The organism is Desulfosporosinus sp. SYSU MS00001 (genome assembly GCF_049943955.1).
Lineage (GTDB): Bacteria > Bacillota > Desulfitobacteriia > Desulfitobacteriales > Desulfitobacteriaceae > Desulfosporosinus.
Genome location: NZ_JBNFTW010000008.1, coordinates 1 through 21007 on the forward strand (window position 1 = coordinate 1; position 21007 = coordinate 21007).

23 protein-coding genes are annotated in these 21007 nt (G+C 42.5%); 1 reads left to right on the forward strand and 22 read right to left on the reverse strand.

What is annotated here, in order from left to right; all coding sequences use genetic code 11:
• Positions 1 to 219 precede the first annotated feature (219 nt).
• The 10 genes from trpA to tnpB form a co-directional block, all read right to left on the reverse strand.
• On the reverse strand, positions 220 to 999 hold the full coding sequence (gene trpA / locus ACPUYX_RS14475; RefSeq protein WP_426380341.1) for a tryptophan synthase subunit alpha: 780 nt from the start codon (positions 997 to 999) through the stop codon (positions 220 to 222).
• Positions 992 to 2176 (reverse strand): tryptophan synthase subunit beta, encoded by a 1185-nt coding sequence (trpB, locus tag ACPUYX_RS14480; RefSeq protein WP_426380342.1) that lies wholly within the window; start codon positions 2174 to 2176, stop codon positions 992 to 994. Before trpB ends, trpA begins: the two co-directional genes overlap by 8 nt.
• On the reverse strand, positions 2169 to 2765 hold the full coding sequence (locus ACPUYX_RS14485) for a phosphoribosylanthranilate isomerase (protein ID WP_426380343.1): 597 nt from the start codon (positions 2763 to 2765) through the stop codon (positions 2169 to 2171). Before ACPUYX_RS14485 ends, trpB begins: the two co-directional genes overlap by 8 nt.
• Before the next feature lie 3 nt (positions 2766 to 2768).
• A complete protein-coding gene (trpC, locus tag ACPUYX_RS14490; RefSeq protein ID WP_426380344.1) occupies positions 2769 to 3551 on the reverse strand; it encodes an indole-3-glycerol phosphate synthase TrpC in 783 nt (260 codons plus the stop codon).
• A complete protein-coding gene (trpD, locus tag ACPUYX_RS14495; RefSeq protein WP_426380345.1) occupies positions 3548 to 4570 on the reverse strand; it encodes an anthranilate phosphoribosyltransferase in 1023 nt (340 codons plus the stop codon). The genes trpC and trpD overlap by 4 nt, the downstream gene beginning before the upstream one ends.
• A complete protein-coding gene (locus tag ACPUYX_RS14500) occupies positions 4539 to 5141 on the reverse strand; it encodes an anthranilate synthase component II (RefSeq protein ID WP_426380346.1) in 603 nt (200 codons plus the stop codon). Before ACPUYX_RS14500 ends, trpD begins: the two co-directional genes overlap by 32 nt.
• Complete coding sequence (gene trpE, locus ACPUYX_RS14505; RefSeq protein WP_426380347.1) at positions 5141 to 6610, reverse strand: anthranilate synthase component I; 1470 nt, start codon at positions 6608 to 6610, stop codon at positions 5141 to 5143. The genes ACPUYX_RS14500 and trpE overlap by 1 nt, the downstream gene beginning before the upstream one ends.
• 721 nt (positions 6611 to 7331) lie before the next feature.
• Complete coding sequence (locus ACPUYX_RS14510; protein WP_426380348.1) at positions 7332 to 7652, reverse strand: hypothetical protein; 321 nt, start codon at positions 7650 to 7652, stop codon at positions 7332 to 7334.
• A gap of 94 nt (positions 7653 to 7746) precedes the next feature.
• On the reverse strand, positions 7747 to 8574 hold the full coding sequence (gene nudC / locus ACPUYX_RS14515; protein ID WP_426380349.1) for an NAD(+) diphosphatase: 828 nt from the start codon (positions 8572 to 8574) through the stop codon (positions 7747 to 7749).
• Positions 8575 to 8808: 234 nt separating this feature from the next.
• Positions 8809 to 9879 (reverse strand): IS200/IS605 family element RNA-guided endonuclease TnpB, encoded by a 1071-nt coding sequence (gene tnpB / locus ACPUYX_RS14520; RefSeq protein WP_426380350.1) that lies wholly within the window; start codon positions 9877 to 9879, stop codon positions 8809 to 8811.
• Positions 9880 to 10082: 203 nt separating this feature from the next.
• On the opposite strand from tnpB, the gene ACPUYX_RS14525 reads away from it, so the two are divergent.
• The gene (locus tag ACPUYX_RS14525; RefSeq protein WP_426380351.1) at positions 10083 to 10673 is read left to right on the forward strand and encodes a hypothetical protein; all 591 of its coding nucleotides are present in this window, start codon (positions 10083 to 10085) and stop codon (positions 10671 to 10673) included.
• Between the two features lie 69 nt (positions 10674 to 10742).
• Here ACPUYX_RS14525 and ACPUYX_RS14530 read toward each other — a convergent pair whose 3' ends face one another.
• The 12 genes from ACPUYX_RS14530 to ACPUYX_RS14585 all read right to left on the reverse strand — a co-directional run bounded on the left by ACPUYX_RS14530 (position 10743) and on the right by ACPUYX_RS14585 (position 20994).
• Positions 10743 to 10904, reverse strand: coding sequence for a hypothetical protein (locus ACPUYX_RS14530; RefSeq protein WP_426380352.1), 162 nt, complete (start codon positions 10902 to 10904; stop codon positions 10743 to 10745).
• Between the two features lie 654 nt (positions 10905 to 11558).
• Positions 11559 to 11750, reverse strand: a complete 192-nt coding sequence (locus ACPUYX_RS14535; RefSeq protein ID WP_088225851.1) for a ferredoxin — start codon at positions 11748 to 11750, stop codon at positions 11559 to 11561.
• A gap of 89 nt (positions 11751 to 11839) precedes the next feature.
• On the reverse strand, positions 11840 to 12166 hold the full coding sequence (locus ACPUYX_RS14540; RefSeq protein ID WP_426380510.1) for a NifB/NifX family molybdenum-iron cluster-binding protein: 327 nt from the start codon (positions 12164 to 12166) through the stop codon (positions 11840 to 11842).
• Positions 12167 to 13002: 836 nt separating this feature from the next.
• The gene (locus tag ACPUYX_RS14545) at positions 13003 to 13947 is read right to left on the reverse strand and encodes a sensor domain-containing diguanylate cyclase (RefSeq protein ID WP_426380353.1); all 945 of its coding nucleotides are present in this window, start codon (positions 13945 to 13947) and stop codon (positions 13003 to 13005) included.
• A gap of 443 nt (positions 13948 to 14390) precedes the next feature.
• A complete protein-coding gene (locus tag ACPUYX_RS14550; RefSeq protein WP_426380354.1) occupies positions 14391 to 14828 on the reverse strand; it encodes a hypothetical protein in 438 nt (145 codons plus the stop codon).
• A 326-nt stretch (positions 14829 to 15154) separates the two neighbouring features.
• Positions 15155 to 15787, reverse strand: coding sequence for a thiamine phosphate synthase (gene thiE, locus ACPUYX_RS14555; protein WP_426380355.1), 633 nt, complete (start codon positions 15785 to 15787; stop codon positions 15155 to 15157).
• Between the two features lie 5 nt (positions 15788 to 15792).
• Entirely contained in the window at positions 15793 to 16407 is a 615-nt protein-coding gene (thiF, locus tag ACPUYX_RS14560) for a sulfur carrier protein ThiS adenylyltransferase ThiF (protein ID WP_426380356.1), read from the reverse strand.
• Between the two features lie 3 nt (positions 16408 to 16410).
• Positions 16411 to 17541: a 2-iminoacetate synthase ThiH gene (thiH, locus tag ACPUYX_RS14565; RefSeq protein WP_426380357.1), complete on the reverse strand. Its 1131-nt coding sequence runs from the start codon at positions 17539 to 17541 to the stop codon at positions 16411 to 16413.
• A 2-nt stretch (positions 17542 to 17543) separates the two neighbouring features.
• Positions 17544 to 18341: a thiazole synthase gene (locus ACPUYX_RS14570; RefSeq protein WP_426380358.1), complete on the reverse strand. Its 798-nt coding sequence runs from the start codon at positions 18339 to 18341 to the stop codon at positions 17544 to 17546.
• A 110-nt stretch (positions 18342 to 18451) separates the two neighbouring features.
• A complete protein-coding gene (thiS, locus tag ACPUYX_RS14575) occupies positions 18452 to 18643 on the reverse strand; it encodes a sulfur carrier protein ThiS (RefSeq protein WP_426380511.1) in 192 nt (63 codons plus the stop codon).
• Between the two features lie 131 nt (positions 18644 to 18774).
• Positions 18775 to 19536, reverse strand: a complete 762-nt coding sequence (locus ACPUYX_RS14580; RefSeq protein WP_426380359.1) for an SDR family oxidoreductase — start codon at positions 19534 to 19536, stop codon at positions 18775 to 18777.
• A 15-nt stretch (positions 19537 to 19551) separates the two neighbouring features.
• Positions 19552 to 20994 (reverse strand): acyl-CoA reductase, encoded by a 1443-nt coding sequence (locus tag ACPUYX_RS14585; protein WP_426380360.1) that lies wholly within the window; start codon positions 20992 to 20994, stop codon positions 19552 to 19554.
• Between the last annotated feature and the right edge of the window lie 13 nt (positions 20995 to 21007).

Below are 21007 nucleotides of genomic sequence, written 5' to 3' on the forward strand. Positions count from 1 at the left end.
TAGCTAAATGATTAAGTGAATCCTCACCACGAAGATATTTTTCAATAGCTACTATCTTTTCTGATCCTGGTATTTTAGATTTACGGGACATAAAAAGCTCCTCCTTGCAATAAACAGTTTTATTTTTTAAACTGTCTACCACAAGGGGAGCATATCATTCGAGCTGTTATTTTCTTTTTTTCGATGTTATTCCAGTTGCCAAAACAAATAATATCCCTATTAAACGATATCTCTCACAGCGTCTTTCATACCTCGAACATAGTCATAAATATAAGGGCCGGCCTCTTCCCCGTACTTCTCAACGATTTTGACAATCGCGCTGCCCACAATCACGCCATCCGTAATTTTGGCAATTTCCTCGGCCTGTTTTGGCGTATTGATGCCAAAACCAACCGCTGTGGGAACTGAGCTCGCTTCCCTGATAACACCTATGATCGAGCTTAAGTCTGTTTTAATTTCACTTCTCATGCCTGTGACACCCATGGAAGAGACCACATAAATAAAACCTGTCGCCTCCGCGGCAATCTGTTTAATGCGTTGTTCCGAAGTGGGGGCGATTAAGGAAATCGCGTCAACTCCAAAACCGGCGGCGATTTCAGTCAGCTCACCTTTTTCTTCATAAGGCAGATCAGGAATAATAATGCCGTCAACCCCGACTTCAGCACAGCGTTGAAAAAAGCGGGAGTACCCATAATTAAAGACGGGATTTAAATAGGTTAGAAAAACGAGAGGCACCTTAGTCTTTTGGCGGACAGAAACCACCAGATCAAAAATTTTGTCCACGGTTGCTCCGGCTGCAAGGGCCCGAATGTTCGCCTCTTGAATAACCGGTCCCTCAGCAATAGGATCGGAAAAAGGTATACCGATTTCTACTAAATCAGCACCGCCCTGAACCATTGCCAAAATGAATTCTTCACTCTTTTTTAGTGAAGGATCTCCGCCTGTGACAAATCCGATAAAGGCTTTCCCGTTTTTAAAGGCCTCTGCAATATTACTCATAGATACTTACCCCCTTGTAGCGCGCAATCGCGGCAACATCTTTATCTCCTCGTCCTGACAAACAGATGATGATGATTTGATCCTGGCTCAGATTTCCGGCAATTTTCTTGGCCTGAGCCACAGCATGAGCACTCTCAATCGCACAAATAATTCCTTCAGTTCTGGCTAGATACTCAAAAGCTTCTACCGCCTCCTCATCAGTAATAGGGACATATTCCGCCCTGCCTGAATCGTGAAGATTGGCATGTTCCGGCCCTATCCCCGGATAATCGAGACCGGCGGAAATCGAATAGACCGGGGCAATTTGCCCATATTCATCCTGGCAGAAGTAAGACTTCATACCATGGAAAACCCCCAATTTCCCCTTAGCGATGGTAGCAGCATGCTTCTCCGTATCAATTCCGTGTCCCGCCGCTTCACAGCCAATTAATTTAACCCCTTCGTCAGCGATGAAATTGTAGAACATCCCCATCGCATTGCTGCCGCCGCCGACACAAGCAAGCACCACATCGGGAAGTTTGCCCTCAAGTTCCAGAATCTGTTCTCTGGCCTCCTCACTGATCACGCTTTGAAAATCACGGACGATCATGGGGAAGGGATGAGGACCCATTACGGACCCTAAAACATAATGAGTATCATGAACACGAGCTGTCCACTCACGCATAGTTTCGTTTACGGCATCCTTTAAGGTCATAGTGCCGCTGGTTACAGCATGAACCTTGGCTCCCAGCAGCTCCATCCGGTAAACGTTAAGTGCTTGCCTATCCGTATCTTCTTTACCCATAAAAATCTCACATTCCAATCCCAACAAGGCCGCAGCCGTAGCCGTAGCAACGCCATGCTGTCCTGCCCCTGTTTCGGCGATAACGCGTGTCTTGCCCATCTTCTTAGCCATCAAAGCCTGCCCTAAAACGTTGTTGATTTTATGGGAACCGGTATGATTCAGGTCTTCACGCTTTAAATAGATTTTGGCCCCCCCTAAGTCTTTGCTCATCTTCTCGGCATAGTAGAGCAACGAAGGTCTTCCCGCATACTCATTCAGCAGCTTTTTAAGCTCCGCCTTAAACTCGGGGTCATTCTTAAAATGTTCATAAACTTTTTCCAGATTGATGATTTCATTCATCAGAGTTTCCGGGATATATTGCCCCCCGTGAATGCCGTATCTGCCTTTACTCATATCGCATTCTCCTAACTATTTCTAAAATTTTAGCCTTGTCTTTCTTCCCATCCGTCTCCACTCCGCTGCTGAGATCAACGGCATAAGGCTTTACTGCTCTGATTGCCTGATCAATATTATCTGCCTTCAGCCCCCCGGCCAAGAAAAAGGGTATCTTCACTCTTCCGACCAAACTCCAGTCAAAAGTCTGACCGGTCCCGCCTGCTCCGTGATCAAGGAGTAAAAAGTCGGCCGCGCTGTCCTGCATCGCCTCAATATCAGCGTGTGCTTTCACCTGAATCGCCTTAATTATCGGTTTATCAGTCAAAGTTTTTAGTTCCCGGATATAGATTTCACCTTCGTTCCCATGGAGCTGAGCCATTTCAATAATATTACTATTCAAAAGATCAGCGATCTTGGTTAACGATTCATTAACAAAGACACCCACTGGTGTGATTTCCGGACTTAGTTTCGGCCGCACGGTCTTTGCCCATTCCACAGTTACCTGTCGGCGGCTCTTGGCAAAAACAAAACCGATAAAATCTGGTTTAGCCTCATTGACAAAGTCAATATCACAGTTTTGAAAGAGTCCGCAGATTTTAATTTTCATGGCTTAATCGTCCCCCCGAAGCAGTGCAAGCTCTTCTTTTTTATGCCGGCTGCGCATCAAGGTTTCCCCGATCAGAACGGCGTCGGTCTTATTAGCCTTTAAGACAGCCACATCCTCCGGCAATCTAATGCCGCTTTCCGAGACAAAGAGAATGTCTTTAGGGACTAATGCACGCAGCCTGATGCTGGTGTTCAGATCAACTTCAAAGGTTTTAAGGTTACGGTTATTGACTCCGATCACCCTGGCCCCGGCTTGCAAAGCCGAGCTGACCTCCTCTTCGGTATGGGCTTCCACAAGGGCACTTAAACCCAAACTACGAGCAATTTCCAAATAGTTTTTAAGAGTATCCGTATCCAACAAAGCGCAGATGAGCAGGATAGCAGAGGCTCCAATGATCTTGGCTTCGTATATTTGATAGCTGTCGACAATGAAATCTTTGCGCAGGAGCGGAAGCTTTACTTCTTGGCGGATCTCCGTGAGGTAGCGGTCTTGGCCTTGAAACCAATAGGGCTCTGTTAGTACAGAAATCGCTGCGGCACCTGCCGACTCATAGTCCTTAGCAATTTGTAAATAAGGAAAATCTTGAGCAATAATCCCCTTAGACGGTGAAGCCCTTTTTACCTCGCAGATAAAGGATAGTCCCTCAGCTCTGAGAGCCTCTTCAAAGGGAAAGCCTGTCTCAGGATCTAAGGCCTTGGCTTCTGAAATTACTTGCGCTGCCGCTTTTTCTCGTTTCAGTTCAGCGACTCGCTCCACAGTTCGCTGCGCTATTTTCTCTAAAATCAATGTCCCAGCACCTCATTGGAGAGTCTGGCAAATTCTTCAAGCTTTCTGAGAGCTGCGCCACTGTCGATAAGGTCTTGGGCAAGAGGGACAGCATCCTGAATCGTCGCAGCCTTGTCAGCCAAGTACAAACAGAGAGCAACATTGAGAATGACAACATCACGTTTGGCCCCCCGCTCAGAACCGTTTAAAATACTACGGGTTATCTGGGCATTCTCTTCAGCATTCCCTCCAATAAGCTCCTCCAAATTACAATAATCAAATCCTAATTCCTGAGGGTCCAGATAATAACTTTTAAGATCGCCATCCTCTATTTCACAGACCTTTGTTCTCGTTGTAAGTGTTGCTTCATCCAAGCCATCACAACCGTGAACCACCATGCCGCGCTTGACGCCGAGATTAGAAAGCACCCTTGCCAAGGGTTCGACAAGTTTTTCGTCATAGACACCCATCAACTGCCGCTTTGCCCCCGCAGGATTAGCAAGCGGACCAAGAATATTGAAGATCGTGCGGACACCCATCTCACGCCGTACAGGAGCACAGTGTTTCATCGAGCTATGGTAGGTTTGGGCAAACATAAAACATAAATTAATGGTTTCTAAAATTTTGCGGCTCTGCTCAGCAGAAATAGCGATATTAATACCCAACTTTTCTAATACATCGGCTGCTCCGCTTTTACTTGACACACTGCGGTTACCGTGCTTGGCTACAGGGACTCCCGCGGCAGCAACAACAAAGGCCGTCGTTGTGGAAATATTAAAGGTCCCAGCCTCGTCGCCGCCGGTGCCAACAATATCCATAACATCATGAACCTGATCAAGGTGCAGGGCTTTTTCACGCATGGCCAGGGCACTGGCGGTAATTTCATCAATACTTTCGCCCTTCATCCTCAGAGCGGCGAGAAAAGCACCCATTTGGGCATGGGTGGCACTCCCGTCCATCATTTCCCCCATAACCGTCTTGGCCGTCTCAAAGTCCAGGTCTTCACCTTTAATGACCTTGTATATTGCTTCGGTTATCATGCTTATTCCCCCTCAAAAAATTTTCCATAATGGTTTTCCCCTGTGGTGTGAGGATCGATTCCGGATGAAACTGAACACCATAGACCTTGTAATCCTTGTGTTTAACGGCCATTATTTCCCCGTCATCCGTACGGGCAATGACCTTTAGTTCCTGGGGAATGGTTTCTTCCAGAGCGGCCAGAGAATGATAGCGCGCTCCTGCGATCGTTTCCGGCAGGCCTTGAAAAAGCGAACAATCCGTATCTATTTTTATTGCTGACTGTTTGCCGTGCATTAGCTGTCGAGCATAGGACACCGTGGCCCCGAAGGCTTCGCAGATTGACTGATGGCCCAGGCAAACCCCGAAGACGGGGATTTTGCCTGCGAAATATCTGGAAGTCTCAATACAAACGCCGGCGTCCGCCGGTTTACCCGGCCCGGGAGAGAGAATAATTGCTTCGGGTTCCAAAGCCTCGATTCCCGGTACGCTTAGTTCATCGTTGCGAATGACCTTAATATCAGGATTGATGGAACCAATAAGTTGATAGAGGTTATAGGAAAAACTATCATAATTATCGATTAAGAGAATCATCAGTCGATAACCTCCTCAGACATTTTAAGAGCTTTCATGACAGCTTGGGCTTTGTTGAGGCATTCTTGATATTCCTTTTCCGGCACACTGTCGGCAACAATGCCGGCTCCGGAACGGACAAAGATCTTGCCGTTCTTTTTAAAGACAATGCGGATGGCAATACAGGTATCTAAGTTGCCGGTAAAATCGATATAGCCAATGGCTCCCCCGTAGATGCCGCGCTTATTATTTTCAAGTTCATTGATAATCTCACAGGCTCTGATTTTAGGTGCCCCAGAAAGCGTGCCGGCCGGCAGTACAGCATCAACAGCATCTAAAGCCTTTTTATCCTCTCTTATTTCCCCTTTAACCGTCGATCCGAGGTGCATAACATGTGAGAAACGCTCGATCGACTGATATTTTTCAACCTTAACGGTGCCAAATTTGCTGATTCTGCCCAAGTCGTTTCTGCCCAAATCCACCAGCATATTATGCTCGGCCAATTCTTTAGGATCGGAGAGCAAATCCTTTTCGTTCTGAATGTCCTCCTCAGCGTTTTTTCCTCTTGGTTTAGTTCCTGCCAAAGGAAACGTAAATAGTGTTCCATTTTGAAGTTTAACTAAGGTTTCCGGAGAAGCGCCGGCGATTTCCAAATCATTGCTGGAGATATAAAACATATAGGGAGATGGGTTTAAGGTTCTCAGCACACGATAAGCATTAAGAAGGCTGCCTGCAAAATCTGCTTCGAAACGATTTGAGAGCACGACTTGAAAGATATCCCCTTCATGGATATAATGCTTGCCTTTGTTTACCATCTCGCAATATTCATTTTCCTTAAACAACGGGCGAAATTCGGAAGTGACTTTACCAGGTTGAGTTTCTCGATAGACCCCGTGTTTAATGAGATTAGCCATGGCTTCGATTTCCTTGACAGCCTTGCTATAATTTGAAGCAAGTTTATCCGTTCTTACATTGGCGATCAGAATTATTTTTTGTTTCAAGTTATCAAAAGCAATGACCTTGTCAAAGAGCATTAAATCTACATCTTTAAAGCCTTCCTGATCTTCCGCATCCAGTTTGAGGGAAGGTTCATTGTATTTGATATAATCATAAGAAAAATACCCTACCAAGCCGCCGGTAAAAGGCGGCAAGTACTCAAGCCGCGGGCTTTTATTGTCGTCAAGGATCTGTTGAATATACTCTCGGGGATGTTCTGTGGTCTGAGAACTGATTTTCGATAATGATTTGGTAGTAATCGTTCCGTTTGTACAGGTTACTTCCAGTTTGGGATCAAAACCTAAAAAGGTGTAACGTCCCCACGTTTCGGCGCTTTGAAGACTTTCCAGCAAAAAACAGTGACTGCTGACGCCTTTCAGGATTTTCAGCACTTCGATGGGAGTCCTGATATCCGAGTATATTTCACGGCTAACGGGAATCAGGTTGTAACCTGCTGCAATTTCTCTGGCTTCATCTAAGCTTGGTCTGTACATAATTACCTCCTTTGAACATGCTCTTCGTTCATGGACGGGAGGACCTTATCTTTAAACGTCAAAAAACCCGTCCAATGACTATAGTCAAGGACGGGTTGAATTCAATACAATACCCGCGGTGCCACCTTGCTTCACGGAAAAAAATTCCGCACGCTTAACAGAATACCATCATATTCCTGGCAACTGACGTATGCCTTCACGTCGCGAAATACTTGGCTAAAGCCTTTGATCGCGCCCTCGGTGGTCCATTTAACAATCTGCGTTCTGCCGATTCACAGCAACTCCGGCTCTCTGAAAGTGCACGATTTGTTTTTATCTCCACTTCAACGGTTTAGGGTGAGTTATTTAATTACTATGTATCATACTCATCTTGTTTGGATTTGTCAACCGCAAATCAACAAGAATTTTACAGAATTTCTCGGGTTTTTTCGCGCAAATTTTCAACGTCATGAACATCTGCTGGACATGCTGAATAGCATGTATTAGGAATTCTCTTGCAATTAAGATTAGCACAAAATAAAGGAGTGAGCTATATGATTATAACGGCATTGATTATTATAATTGTCCTGTTGTCAATAATCATCTGGGAACTGTGGGTATTACGCAAACTATTGAGACCTCATGTTCCACCACAACCTTTCCATTTTTAGACGGCCCGGCCTAGGTGCAAAGCCTAGGCCTTTTCTTTTTCACCTATTCTTTCAGCAGATGTAACTTCCAATCAATGACCTATTTTTGCTAATGTTTGTTTACCATAATCTATGCTTTGGTTTAGTGCATTTTGAAAATTTGTTTGGGCTTGCTTATAATTAATCGTTTTAAGTTTTTGAGTAATATTACCCAGTCCGCTTTGTACTGTGGTTTGTAATTTGGTTGTTGTAAGGTTTTTCGATGGTGTTCCCTGGGTCATATTCAGAAGTAGAACTATGATCGAAGCTAATACTGCCAACAATACTATTCCTCTAACAATAAAACGTATAAATTTAACAACTATAAGTACTCCAACAATAGCTGTTATAATCAGGATCATATTTGTCGCCATCGTCATCCTCCAAAATACAGATGTTCTTTAATATAGCTAATTGTTTTTTCCATATTATACATTAAAAATTAATACTTTACCGTTATCAGTTTCCTTAAGATCCAACCTTCTTATCTTGACTTTCAACAAACCAATCAATTAATCGCCGGGCTATGCTTCCCGTCTTTGGTATTAGAGGCAGTTTTTCCGAAGTAAACCATCCGGCATCGATGATTTCTTTATTATCAATGTTTATATCCCCGCTCGCATATTCAGCAGTAAAACCCACCATTATTGAATCAGGGAAGGGCCAAGGCTGACTGCCAAAATACTTGATATTTTTAACCTTAATGCCGACTTCTTCTCCTACTTCCCGTTGCACACACTCCTCAAAGGTTTCTCCCGGCTCCACAAACCCTGCCAAAACACTATAGAAACCGCCTTGAAAGCGGCTCCCCTTGGCCAATAAAATTTCATGTTCTTTGATAATCGCTACAATAATTGCCGGAGAAATTCGCGGATAATTGACAAAACCACATGCAGGACAGATTTTAGCTCTTTCATCGTGCTTATACTCTGTTTGACCTCCGCAGCGGCTGCAGAATTGATGGGTATGATCCCAGAACAATAGCTGGGAAGCTTTTCCCGCCAAAAAAAATAATTCATCCGGAATTTCACCCAGTAACTGCCTAAGATTTATACATGTCATCTCCTCCGGTACAACCGTCTCCTGACTGAGCTCCGCAACATTAAGCAACTGCCCGTCTATTCCTTCAATTTGTTGGCTTTGAATTAAACAGCTTTTTAATTTATAGGACTCAATTTCTGAAGATGTAAATTGCAGTTTCCTATTTAGGGTAACAATTTTGTTCCCTTTAAATAATAACCAAGGGGCTGTTAAGTTTTTATCCGGTTTGGAGAAATATCCAGCTTCAAAATGCACTTGCCATCCTCTTTTCTTTGCACGATTTCATTTCATTACATCAATCTTTCGTTAGCTATCTTAATAGCTTAGCATTATCATTTTTCTGCTTTACAAGCCTTAAGTATTTTGGTGAACATGCTCCCACCACTTACGTTCTGCGAACGTTGAAGTGGGGGCTTCTTGGTCAATACTACTAACGTAGCAAGTTGTCCCAAGCTCAAAGGGTGTGACCCACCCCACAGAATACCCTATTTATAAGGCAAGGTTGAGAAGATTCTTACTGGCGTTGACATCCCTGTCGTGGTGAGTGCCACACGAGGGGCAATCCCACTCTCGTAGCTGGAGATTCTTTACTTCAGCGTTTTTATAACCACAAACCGAGCAGAGTTGACTACTGGCGTAGTTCGCGGGAGCGACAATCACCTCGCGTCCGTACCAATGAGCTTTGTACTCTATCATGGTGCGAAATTCACTCCAGGACGCTTCGGAGATAGCTTTGGCAAGCTTGTGATTCTTGACCATAGTTTTAACGCGAAGGTCTTCTAAAACGATCACTTGGTTTTCGTGAATAATCTTAGACGACACTTTTTGTAAAAAATCACAGCGTTGATGGGCAATCTTTTCATGGAGACGAGCCACTTTCAGCCGTGCTTTATGACGATTGCGGCTACCTTTTTGCTTGCGAGACAAATCATTTTGTAGTTTTGTCAGCCGTCGCTCAGACTTCTTAAGATGCTTAGGATTCTTAACAACCGTACCATTTGATAAGACAGCAAAGGTTTTTAAGCCCATATCAATACCCACTTTAGTCGTGAGTACAGGAAGCGTAGCGATGTTGCATTCAACTAAAAGCGAGGCATAATACTTGCCACTGGGGACCTGCGAAATCGTACAGGATTTAATGATTCCTTCAAAGATTCGGTGTTGCTGTACTTTAACCATAGTTTTGAGTTTCGGTACTTTAAGGTATCCATTTTGGATAAACACTGTACCGTCTTGATTATTGGTTATATAGCTACGATAGTTCGTTTTTTTCTTGAAATTAGGGAATCCAACGCTCTTATCGCGAAAGAAGTTCTTATAAGCCTTCTCAAGATTAAGCTGAGCGTTGGCTAACGCCAAACTATCGACCTCTTTGAGCCAAGGAAACATAGTTTTGTATTGTGCAGGGGTATTTTTCAACATCGTTTGAGTGATTTGGTAATGTTCGATTTTGTCATGAAGCATTGTATTATAGATAAATCGAACACAACCAAAGGTTTTTGCAAAGTAGATTTGTTGCTCTTGGTTCGGGTAGAGTCGATATTTATAGGCTTTAAGCAATGGCTTGTTCACCTCCCTATAAGTTTATTATACTACAACGAAGAGACAATAATTTATTGAGATAACGCAATTCACCCCCTCCCTGATCGTTGCGACGATTTGAGGAAGGGAACTTCTTGCTGACGTGGTTAAAGTATAATTGATCTATTTTTTTAACAGTTATTAAAAACTCAACAGGATTAGAGGGAGGGCGAGATTTACGAATGTTAGCGGAATTTACCATTATTAATGACCCATTACGTCCAAGTATTGGTACCAATCTCTGTTCAGTTTGCTGCCGAAATGCTGCAAATGATCCAAAAAAATTAGGTTGTTGCTCTTATGAACCAGAATTTTGTCTTTTCGATTTAGTGTTTTTACACCTAAATTATCCAGAGATCTATACCTTAATTTTAAATAAAGGGCAAATAATCAAAGGCTTTAACGGAATAATGGTGGAAATGAAATCTGGTTTTAATCATTGTCCCTTTGCAAGTAATACGGGTTGTATTTTACCCAAAGACGCCACGACACCACTATGTCGTTTATATGTTTGCCGGGAGGCAGCTAAGTTTGGACCGCCGCAACTTGAAGCAAGATTTGATGAATACTTTTCAAGCAAAGAATATCACTTGAATAATTATTTAAATGATAAACTGATTTATGAAGAGGGAATGACTAGCCCTGGTTTAGATAACTTTATTAAGGAATGTTCTCAAATCATCAAGGCTATGATATCGGAAGTCAATAGAATTGACCCGCCAACAGAGACTTTTACGAAGGAAATACCAATTGAAGATTTCAGGTTATTTTAAAAGGGACCGCCACTTTTTTGAAAGTGGCAGTCCCTTTTGACTCAATTTCTATGAATTTTCCCAGTGTTCTTATCCATGACTAGTCTTTAATTGCTGAGGTTTAATTACATAATTGCGCTTGCTGAAACGCTTGTGAATTAGTTTCGAAATGTGATAACAAGAAGTAGCAATTACTACAGCGCAGGCCCCAAGAAAAATAGCTAACATTATCATCGAAATCCATGCGAACATATACAACGCCTCCTTTATAGCTTTAATTCAAGGTCTTGAAATAGCATTCCCTAAGAAAAAACTCTTAATTAGCTGCGGGATAAGTGCGGCCTCTGAGTTATTATTTATGAGATAGTGTTTACATTCACATTCTTAAATTCATTTAGCTGCTTCTACTTTATTAATTCATTGATCTTGTGTAAAGAATAACATTCTCAAAGCCCAAAGTCTATAGTCAATTGCTATCTTATCGATTAATATTTTTAATTGTTATTGATCTGAATAACTCTCTTTTTTGCAAATGAGTTTCTTAGTCATTATTACCTTTACCTTTTTATCTTGAGGGACACCCCGTTTGGCCTCATGTTTTCGCAACAAATCGCCATAGATCTCGTCGAATTCTTACCTATTTTTAATGAACATCAGTAAACAAAATAGCACTAAACTCCAGTTGCGGAGTAGTTCTATTTGCAGACAATCCTATCATCCAAAGGTGTTGCTCCTAACTCAAATCAGCAATCATGATTTGAAATTATTAGGTTCTTTGTCGGTCGCACTTATTACTTTTTTCTTTAGCTACAAATTATAGAAATGGAAATTTATAACGGAAATAAAAGAAAGCTGTATTGAAGGATATGATCATACCCCCTCTACAGCTTTCCTTTTCCTTATATACTACTCTTCAATAGAAATACAATGCGCAGGACAACCCTGAGCGGCTTCTTTAGCAGCTTCCTCACATTCGCTGGGGACTGGAGTTGTATAAACTTCTGCTAACCCATCATTACCCATTCTGAATACCTCAGGACAAAAGGCAGGGCAGGATTCACACCCGATACATTCATCTTGATTTACTTCAGCAATCATTAAAATAACCTCCTTAATTTGTACTCCCTAAGTAAAAAGTAACAGTTACTAATTACTACTATATAAGAATTAGAGCTTTTTTTCAAATCTTAACGACCACATTCGTTCCGATGTATATGTTCATTACAAACAGCACCATTAGTTTTGAGAGTACCTTGCAGATACTGCTCAGCAACGACCTTGGCATGTCCCCCGGCGCCTGTTATCACTTGAATTCCCTTCTCGTTAAATATTTCTATTGCCCCGCCGCCCATACCGCCTGAAACAATAACTTCTACTCCTAAGTCATTTAAAAAGTTGGGTAAAAAGCCAGACTTATGTCCAGGGTTTAATAATGATTCGACGTTAACAATTTGATGATTTTCCACAGAAAAAATACTGAAACTACGGCAATGACCAAAATGATCGGCAACCATACCATTATCACTGGCAACTGCAATTTTCACTTAAGAATACCCCCTTATTTGCAAAATACAAAACCCGCCCTCCAAATCGATGTCAAGCCAATTTATTAGCCGCAATCCCGATATTGACATATGCCCTTTTTGTCAATTATACTTAATTTTGAACATATGTCAATAAAGATTCTGACTAATTCTTTTTCCTTACTGATACTCGACAAGATTGACAAAATCGCTTGTACGAAAACATATAGTTTATAAACTCAATCTATGAACCGTAACATTGCCATGGAAAGGAGAGAATTATGATATGCTTTCCTAAAAATTTGAAGGATACCGGAATTTTTGTTTATGAATTTTCAGTTTCCAGTCCTAATTTAACGTTATCTGCTGAGACAATAAAAATAGCACTCAACACGTTTAACGATCGCATATTTAAAAATCACAAACTTCAATTTGAAATTGTGAATTACGGAACTGACACAATTTGTTTAGAGGGCCCAACAACAGTAGAACCAACTCAATTTTGTTTTCATTTTTGTAATACAAGACAGGGTATTTATTTGGAGCGGCTTATATTACCCTCACAGTATATAAGAAAGAAAATTGGGTCTTTTTGTGTTCAATGGCTTCAAGAATTTGCTCGTGATTTTGGCTTCAAATACATTGTTCTCGGTTCAATTGCCGAAGCTCGCTTATTCTGGACCAAAATGGGATTTCGATCTCTTACAGCAAAAGAATTATATAAATTCCCTGGTTACCAAGGACGATACACTCACTAGCATAGACCAGCAAACGTTATTTACTTGCGGTGGTCTAACAAAGTACTAAGTAATTATGTGACATAAAGCTTAGCAGGAGATAACCCTGTTTCGACCTTTAGACTTCGCTTCTAATAATGCTTTATCCAGCCTTATTATAACTTGGTCAGTATTTTCATTTGGTTTATATTCCCCAACTCCTAAACTAATGGTTATTTTTTGTCCTATTCCAAAGTCACGTTTTTGGATTACGTTTCTTATTTTATCGGCAACCTTTCTCGCGTCCTCTAACTCCGATCCATTTAGGATAATGATAAATTCTTCTCCGCCCCAACGAAATAAGCGATCTGTTTTTCTGATATTCATCAATACTAAATCAGAAATATGCCGCAGAATAAGATCACCCGTTTTATGCCCATATCGATCATTGATCGTCTTAAAATGATCAATATCAAAGAATATTAAGGAAAATGAGATATTATACTTTTCCTTATCCTTAATGACTAGGTTAAGATCATCATTGAATTTTCTGCGGTTATATACCCCAGTCAACGCATCCAACGTGGCCATTTTTTCAAGCTTACCATTCATTACCTTTAGCTCGTTAATATAAGTTTTTAACTGGCTTTCATATTCTTTTTTTTCTGTTATATCACGGGTTGTCCCTATGTACCCGATGAATCGTTCTTCTTCAAACATCGGCTTAGAAGATACTTCAAACCATTTGACAAATCCGTTCTTACAAACAAATTGAACATCATATAAGATTATTTCTTCGGAATCTCCATCTATTCGTTTTTGAACACGTGGCATGGACTGATTGATAAACTGATTTCTTGACTCTTCAGCCAAAAACTCCGGCATTTTATGTCCTATCAAATCACCAACATCATAACCTGTCATCTCCTTAACGTTTGGGCTTACAAAGGTAAAAACGAAATCCTTAGTCATTTCCCAAACCACATCTTTAATATTTTCAATGATATACTTATACCGATTAAATTGATGGTATTGAAAATTCATATCCTCTTCCATTGACAACCCTCTTTAATTTCAGTATCTTTTACAACAAATCAAACGCTGCTTGCTTATCTCACTTTAAAGTTGTTCCTTGAAATTACAAATTTCAATTCAACACTTTTCCTAAATATTCCTTCTTGAATCTCCAATATGTAACAAAAAAGTAACATTCTCAGGAAAGCACTTCAGTCTTCTCGAGAAATCAGACTAAAGCAGGGTAACAACAAAGGAGCGCTGCAAACTGCATCCTTGGGACGCTGACTTTTTGATGTATACAATACTAAAACAGCCCAGTTTAAAATAATTTTTTTCGAATTGCTATCATTTTTCTGCCTATTAGTTGTATCTTACAGTTTAGCTGCTCTGGGAGAATAATTTTGACTCTAAGAAACGAAAAAATAACGTCTATCTTTGAAGACGTTATTTTTTCGTTTCTTGATATATTTTCCGTTTCAAAATTAGGCTGTTTGCTGAACGCAAAGTCTAGGATACCTAAATCCTGCTTCTTTGGCCATAGTCACAAATAGATCTTTATCACAATCAACCATGATTTTAAAATAGGACAATTCCTTAAAGTGAGTATCTGTACATTCTCGAATATCAACTTGCCATTGAATCCCCAGTCCTTTAGCAAAGGTCAATATCCTCGCCAAATATTCGAAACTTACACGAACCATCCCCAAGGGAGTTACATCCTCATCATTTTGAGTAACAACTTTATTAATTACTTGAATCTCCATATTTCGGGGTATCTCGCCGCCTGTTTGAATAAGTTTTGTTATCAGATCATGATAGACTTGCTGATACTCTTGGAGTTCCTCTTCTCTTAGCTCTCTTACACAACTGTCTTGACCCTTTAACGTAAATCGTTTTATAAATTCAGCACATTTTTCCATATTAAACCCCTCCTTGTTAAAGTGTTAACATTCACATGTTTCTTCTTGAAACATCTAAAATCTATATGCGAATTATATTTCTTTTTCCATCTTGATCTTACTTAAAGAGTACCACCGGAAATAGTTTTATGTCTATAGGATCGCTTTATCTTGACAATCAATTATTTATATTCCAATCCATTTGTTCTTGTCCAATATAGCAACCCAAGGCTTATTATAGGCCATGGACGGCCGGCGTTCCCTTCTCGCCGTCCATGGCTTCAGGGACACTCGGCCAATCCACACTTCCTATTTTCATTCTTCCTATAACGTAGATATGGGGTGTCTTAGCCAACTTTCTTTTTCAAGATGCGGTTTAACTTCAAAATAGTGCCGGGGATATCCTCACTGCCAACGATCTCGGTAACTAAGGCCACAGTCTCAGCGCCGTTTTTGACTACGTCAGGTAAATTATGCTCCTTGATTCCGCCAATGGCTACAAAGGGAATATCCAAGTCTTCAACCACATAACGCAAGTACTCTAAACCAACGGGAGCACAGACATCGGTTTTCGTCTGAGTTTTATAAATTGGACCAACACCAATATAATCCGCTCCTTCCCTTACTGCGGCTTGGGCTTGTTCAGGGGAATGAGTAGACAGACCAATTAGGCGATTCGGCCCCACAATTCCTCGCACAACCTTAACGGGCAGATCGTCCTGACCAACGTGGACCCCGTCCGCATCAACTGCTAGGGCTAAATCGAGATGATCGTTGACAATAAATAAGGCTCCGGCCTCACGAGTCATCGTTCTTAAAGCCAGACATTCTTCATACATAGCCTTCATCTTTTTCGATTTTTCCCGATACTGCAGAATTTTTACACCGCTCTCTAGAATCTGCTTACCTACTTCTACGTTACTTCTGCCCAGAGAGTGAGGTTCAGAGGTAAGGGCGTATATCCCCTTTGGTAGAATCATAAAAGTCAATCCTCCTGCCCTAAAATCCAAGTAAGAACGACATCAGCTTCCTTAGCCGCCGCTATGCTGACTCTTGGGGACATCGGCGGTCGATGCAGAGTGACTTCGGATGTTAAATCTCCAACGATGACCAACTTTGAATTAATTTGATGAGTCCTTAAGGCGTCTGAATTCCCCCAGCCTGCTATCCCTGAGGCACTTACAACTTTTTTTCCAAGGGTCACTGCCGCTTCGACAAATAGTTTTTTTATTTCAGCCCGGTCTAAGGCTTCAAGCCAAAGATCACAGTCTGCAAATAAGTCCTCGATATTTTCCTTGCCGATTTCTTCTGTAGCTATCCGCAATTGCACATCAGGATTAATACGTTTTAAATTTTCCGCTAAAGCTTCTACTTTAAAACGCCCTACTTGGTCGGCAAAATAAAATTGCCGGTTAAGATTGCTCGCTTCTATCCGATCAAAATCCACAATCGTTAAGTCTTGACACCCTGATCTGACAAGATGCATGGCTGCATTAGAGCCTAAACCTCCTGCGCCTGCGATCCCGATCTTTGCACCTGTGAAGCGGGAAAAGAACCTTTCGCCTAAGGTATTTTTTAAACTTTCAAGCAAAGGATTCATGGTTTATGCCCCTCGCCTGTCACGCGTGTCACGCAGGTTAACCCAGTCGCAGAATACGGGTTGGTACCCTTTTGACCGCAGCATGGCTACGACCTCTTCAACTGAACGTTCATCCGACACTTCAAATTGAGCGCTTCCTGTTTCCGTTGACTCCGCATAACCGCCCACAGAAGTTAGAGAACCTGCCGAGAGCTTTGTAATACCTAAGGGCAATAAAGCATCGCGCATGGGGGCGCTTTCTCTTGTTGAAAGAGTAATCCCCCCTCGCGGCATAAATAAGCGATAAGCCAGAAGAATTTGGACAAGTTCAGCATCAGTAATGGGATATTGCGGTTTATAGGAACCGGCATGCGGACGCATCCGTGGTGCAGATACGGCAATTTCCACGTCAGGATAGGTTTTTTGTAAGTAACTCGCATGCAATCCCGTAAAGAACGCTTCTTTTCTCCATTCCCCTAAACCTAAAAGCGCCCCAATGGTTACACCGCTGAACCCTGCTTCGCAGGCTCGTTCAGGCGCTTCCAGGCGGTAACGGTGAATACGTTTGGGTCCAGCCAAATGTACTGAGGCATACATATCTTCATCATAAACTTCTTGATAAATCGTTAAGGTGTCAATTCCAGCCGCGTAAAGCTCCCGGTACTCTTGGGTTTCAAGAGGATAAACTTCAATTCCTAAGGACGCAAAATATGGTCTGAGAACTCTTGTGCAATCGGCGATATACTCCGGGCTGCTCGCCTGACGAGATTCTCCCGTTAATAAGAGCAAATGCTGAAGTCCCTTCTCCGCTATAGCTTTTCCTTCCACCTCAACTTCGGCCAAACTTAACTTCCGTCGCAGGATTTTGTTCTTAATATTGTAACTGCAGTACACACATTGGTTGGAACAAAAGTTTGCTAAATACAAAGGTGTAAAAAGGAGTATGGATTTGCCGAAATTTTGCAGAGTTAGTCGATGAGCTTTTTGAGCCATGGGTTCTAAATAAAGTTTCGCCGCTGGGGACAGAAGAGCTAAAAAATCCATGAAATCCAGATGTTCGTGACCGAGGGCTCTTTCCACATCGCCCTGAGAAACTTGTTCAAAGGAATAATGTGTCAAATCTTTTTGCCAGGACTTAAATTCATCGAAGAACATAACTACTCCTCCCTTAAAAAGCCTGTCAAAGGAGAGGAAGCTTCTGCTTGGCTGCGCTGGGCGCTCAGCCCTGCAAGATAAGCCCTTCTGCCGGCTTCCACGGCTAAACGGAAGGCATGAGCCATTTCCAGCGGCTGATCAGCAGTAGCTATGGCCGTGTTGACAAGGACTGCTGCAGCTCCCATTTCAAGGGCTTCTGCCGCTTGAGAAGGACGCCCTATTCCTGCATCTACAATGATGGGCAGGGATATTTCTTCAATCAAAATGCGAATAAGTTCTCGGGTTTGCAATCCCCGATTGCTTCCTATTGGTGCTCCTAAAGGCATGACTGCAGCGGCTCCCACGCTCTCCAACCTCCTGGCTGTTCCCAAATCAGGGCTCATGTAGGGAAGTACCACAAATCCTTCCTTCACCAACTGTTCGGCAGCAATGAGGGTTTCCGGATTGTCGGGCAAAAGATACCGTTGATCCTGAATAACCTCGATCTTAATCCAATTTCCACATCCGGCAGCTTTCGCCAACCGGGCTATTCGAATTGCCTCCTCCGCCGTACGAGCTCCGGAGGTATTAGGCAGCAATGTAATACCCTTAGGTATGTAATTAAGAATATTTTCTTGAGGGTTTTTCCAGTCTAAACGGCGCAAAGCCATGGTAACAACTTGTGTCCCGGAAGCTTCAATGATTTGCGGAACTAACTCATGGGATGAAAATTTACCTGTACCTGTAAACAAACGGCTTCTGAGTTTTTGGCCTCCGATCTCGAAGGGATCATTAAGCGGTTCACAATTTACTTGCTGCATAGTCTGTCAATCTCCTTTCTCTTCTAACCCTTTCTTTTAACTTTTGTTTAACTTATCTTTTAACTTCGCTATTGGCTTTCCTTTAGACGTTTTAACTCGATCGGGACAAATCAGCCTCCGCCAACAAATTTCAAAATCTCTAATTGATCTCCCTGTTTCAATTCAACACTCACCCAATGTTCTTCAGGAATAATCTCCCCGTTATATTCAATTATCACAGTATTATGGGGAATGTTTTGTCCTTCTACCCATCGTTGCAGACTAATAGTGTCCCTTAATTCTGCCTTTTCACCATTAATCATTATGTTCACAGGCTATCCTCCTTTTGAGGCCAATAAATTAGGTTAAGCTGCCTCTAAATAGTTCCTCTGTTGAACAATCGGTTACGACAAATTACCAATTTTTTGCTTGACCCTGTCCATAAAGCATAGTGTTATTTCATGGTCAGCCCGCCATCGACATAAAGTGTCTGCCCGGTAATAAAGGATGCTTCCTCTGAAGCAAGGAAAGCAACTGTTCCGGCAATATCCTCTGGCCTGGCCAGCCTGCCAAGGGGCGTAAGGCGGATGATTGATTCGCGGACATCCTCCTGTGTATCCCGGCTGGAATCTGTGGGATAAGTGAGACCAGGTGCGACACAGTTCACTGTGATGTTAAAAGGCCCTAATTCTTTGGCCAGACTATGGCTATATCCTAAGACAGCAGCTTTGCCAGTGGTGTAGTCATGATACGGGACTATAGGAAAATTGATCAAATTGGTCACCATATTGATCACGCGGCCGAAGTTTTGACGCTTCATCAGGGGCATAACTGCTTTGCAAGTATTAAATGTCCCTTTCAGGCTGCCATCAATCTGAGTCTGATAATCCTGCCATTCTAATTCCCAGGCTGTTTTGCGCAGTTTAGGGTTAAACGTGTAATGACATAAAGCATTGTTCACCAGCACATCAACTGTTCCAAAACTATCAACGATTTCTTCAACCATCCTTCTGACCGCTTCTTCTTGAGTAACATCCCCTTGAAGTGCAAAACCCTGCCCCCCAAGTGATTGAATATCCCCAACAACTTCCTCCGCCAATTGGGTGTTTCTCAAAAAATTTACAATGACGATTGCCTGAAGTGAAGCAAAGTGTTTGGCTATTGCTCCGCCAATTCCACGACTGGCGCCTGTCACTAAGATCACCTTATCCTTCAAAATAGGTCCTCCTCTTTACTCGACGTCTGGGTCGTATAATTCAGCAAGTTGTTCAGCGCTCCGCTCAATATCTACAAAGCGAACCAGATCTGCTAAATTAAAACGTGCATCATGATGCCATCCCGATACTCCCAAGGTCATCTGACCTATTGCTGTAATCCGGCTTACTCCTTCCTGAGCTAAGCAATGCGCAAGGACCTCAAGCCTCTCCGGAGCGACTGCTATTCCTGCACTCTGCAAATAAGAACGATAGGGCCGCAAGTGACCAAAAGCCTCTTCAAGGCATTGACAGGCAAAAACGTGGATCGTTCGATTGAGAGGGGAGCCTTCAAACCCCGGCCGCCCATGATAGATAACCGTCCACTCTGTTCCTGCCCTGCTTGCATAAACATCAATGTCGGGATTGCTGATTGCCACCGCTTCATAGCGATTGCGCAGAGAACGAATGGAATGGATTTCAGCATCAACTAGCTTGGCCCGCGGACGGCGTTTCTCGTAACGGTCAAGTTCAGAAGCAAGAAACTGAGCAAATTGCTGTGGACTGATTACACCGCCTCTCTCCACGAAAACCAACTGCGGGGATAGACAACTCTGCTGGTCATAGACCGAAACATCATTAGCCAGACGATGTACGGTATCCTGATAGCGGTCGGCTGTCAGAGCTTCCCGACCGATGGCGGCGAAACTAATCTTATGACCGTATCCAAGAACGGGAATCGGCTGTCGTACTTTGTACTTTATTTTTTCTACCGTTTTACTTGAGCCATAGATCACGACCGCATCTGCCCTCTCAAGGAGAACGTCTTCAAATTGAGCACTGCCACCTTTCCAGGGAAGCACGGCCAAACATTCAGCCAAGTTTTCGTCAACTTCGGCTAAGGATTGAGCAAACAAAACCGCCATTAAAGGTTCGGCGGAGGACGTTTTCCCGATCCCGGCAGATTTAAGAAGCAAACCCATGATCATACTCCAAATGGGTAATCCCGGCACATTGCCGGAGAAAAAATGGAGGATAAGTTCCGGTCCATAGGCTCGAGTAAAGCCCCCAGATTTACGGGGACGGAAATTGTCTAACATCCCTGGGTTATCAAACTCCTCATCAAGAAATCGATATAAATCCTTTTTGCGAAATCCCCTCAGAAACCGTTTAAGTTCGAGACGAACTATCTCTGCATCATAACCGGTAATCATGGGAAGCAAGGTTTCAGCTAGTTTGCGCAATGGGTATTGAGGATTTAACCATAAGTGAATAGTTTTATCAATAATCTCAACAATACGCTCAGTTTTTAAATTTGCTAAATACTTGCCGCGGTTCAAACGCAGGCGAGTGCTGAGCTCCATAACCTGAGCGCTGGACAGATTCGGAAATTCCAGGATGTATTCGCCGAAGGTATGTTCCTCATAGCTTTCAATGCAAATCCCTTTAGGAACAAAGCAAGCCAAAATGTGTTGCCCCAATTTACTAACACCT

Coding starts and splice junctions, on each gene's coding strand:
- trpA (WP_426380341.1), bottom strand. CDS start 999: ATGAGTAATATTGCAGAGGCCTTTAAAAACGGGAAAGCCTTTATCGGA.
- trpB (WP_426380342.1), bottom strand. CDS start 2,176: ATGAGTAAAGGCAGATACGGCATTCACGGGGGGCAATATATCCCGGAA.
- ACPUYX_RS14485 (WP_426380343.1), bottom strand. CDS start 2,765: ATGAAAATTAAAATCTGCGGACTCTTTCAAAACTGTGATATTGACTTT.
- trpD (WP_426380345.1), bottom strand. CDS start 4,570: ATGATAACCGAAGCAATATACAAGGTCATTAAAGGTGAAGACCTGGAC.
- ACPUYX_RS14500 (WP_426380346.1), bottom strand. CDS start 5,141: ATGATTCTCTTAATCGATAATTATGATAGTTTTTCCTATAACCTCTAT.
- trpE (WP_426380347.1), bottom strand. CDS start 6,610: ATGTACAGACCAAGCTTAGATGAAGCCAGAGAAATTGCAGCAGGTTAC.
- ACPUYX_RS14510 (WP_426380348.1), bottom strand. CDS start 7,652: ATGGCGACAAATATGATCCTGATTATAACAGCTATTGTTGGAGTACTT.
- ACPUYX_RS14525 (WP_426380351.1), top strand. CDS start 10,083: ATGTTAGCGGAATTTACCATTATTAATGACCCATTACGTCCAAGTATT.
- ACPUYX_RS14530 (WP_426380352.1), bottom strand. CDS start 10,904: ATGTTCGCATGGATTTCGATGATAATGTTAGCTATTTTTCTTGGGGCC.
- ACPUYX_RS14535 (WP_088225851.1), bottom strand. CDS start 11,750: ATGATTGCTGAAGTAAATCAAGATGAATGTATCGGGTGTGAATCCTGC.
- ACPUYX_RS14540 (WP_426380510.1), bottom strand. CDS start 12,166: ATGGTTGCCGATCATTTTGGTCATTGCCGTAGTTTCAGTATTTTTTCT.
- ACPUYX_RS14545 (WP_426380353.1), bottom strand. CDS start 13,947: ATGGAAGAGGATATGAATTTTCAATACCATCAATTTAATCGGTATAAG.
- ACPUYX_RS14550 (WP_426380354.1), bottom strand. CDS start 14,828: ATGGAAAAATGTGCTGAATTTATAAAACGATTTACGTTAAAGGGTCAA.
- thiE (WP_426380355.1), bottom strand. CDS start 15,787: ATGATTCTACCAAAGGGGATATACGCCCTTACCTCTGAACCTCACTCT.
- thiF (WP_426380356.1), bottom strand. CDS start 16,407: ATGAATCCTTTGCTTGAAAGTTTAAAAAATACCTTAGGCGAAAGGTTC.
- thiH (WP_426380357.1), bottom strand. CDS start 17,541: ATGTTCTTCGATGAATTTAAGTCCTGGCAAAAAGATTTGACACATTAT.
- ACPUYX_RS14570 (WP_426380358.1), bottom strand. CDS start 18,341: ATGCAGCAAGTAAATTGTGAACCGCTTAATGATCCCTTCGAGATCGGA.
- thiS (WP_426380511.1), bottom strand. CDS start 18,643: ATGATTAATGGTGAAAAGGCAGAATTAAGGGACACTATTAGTCTGCAA.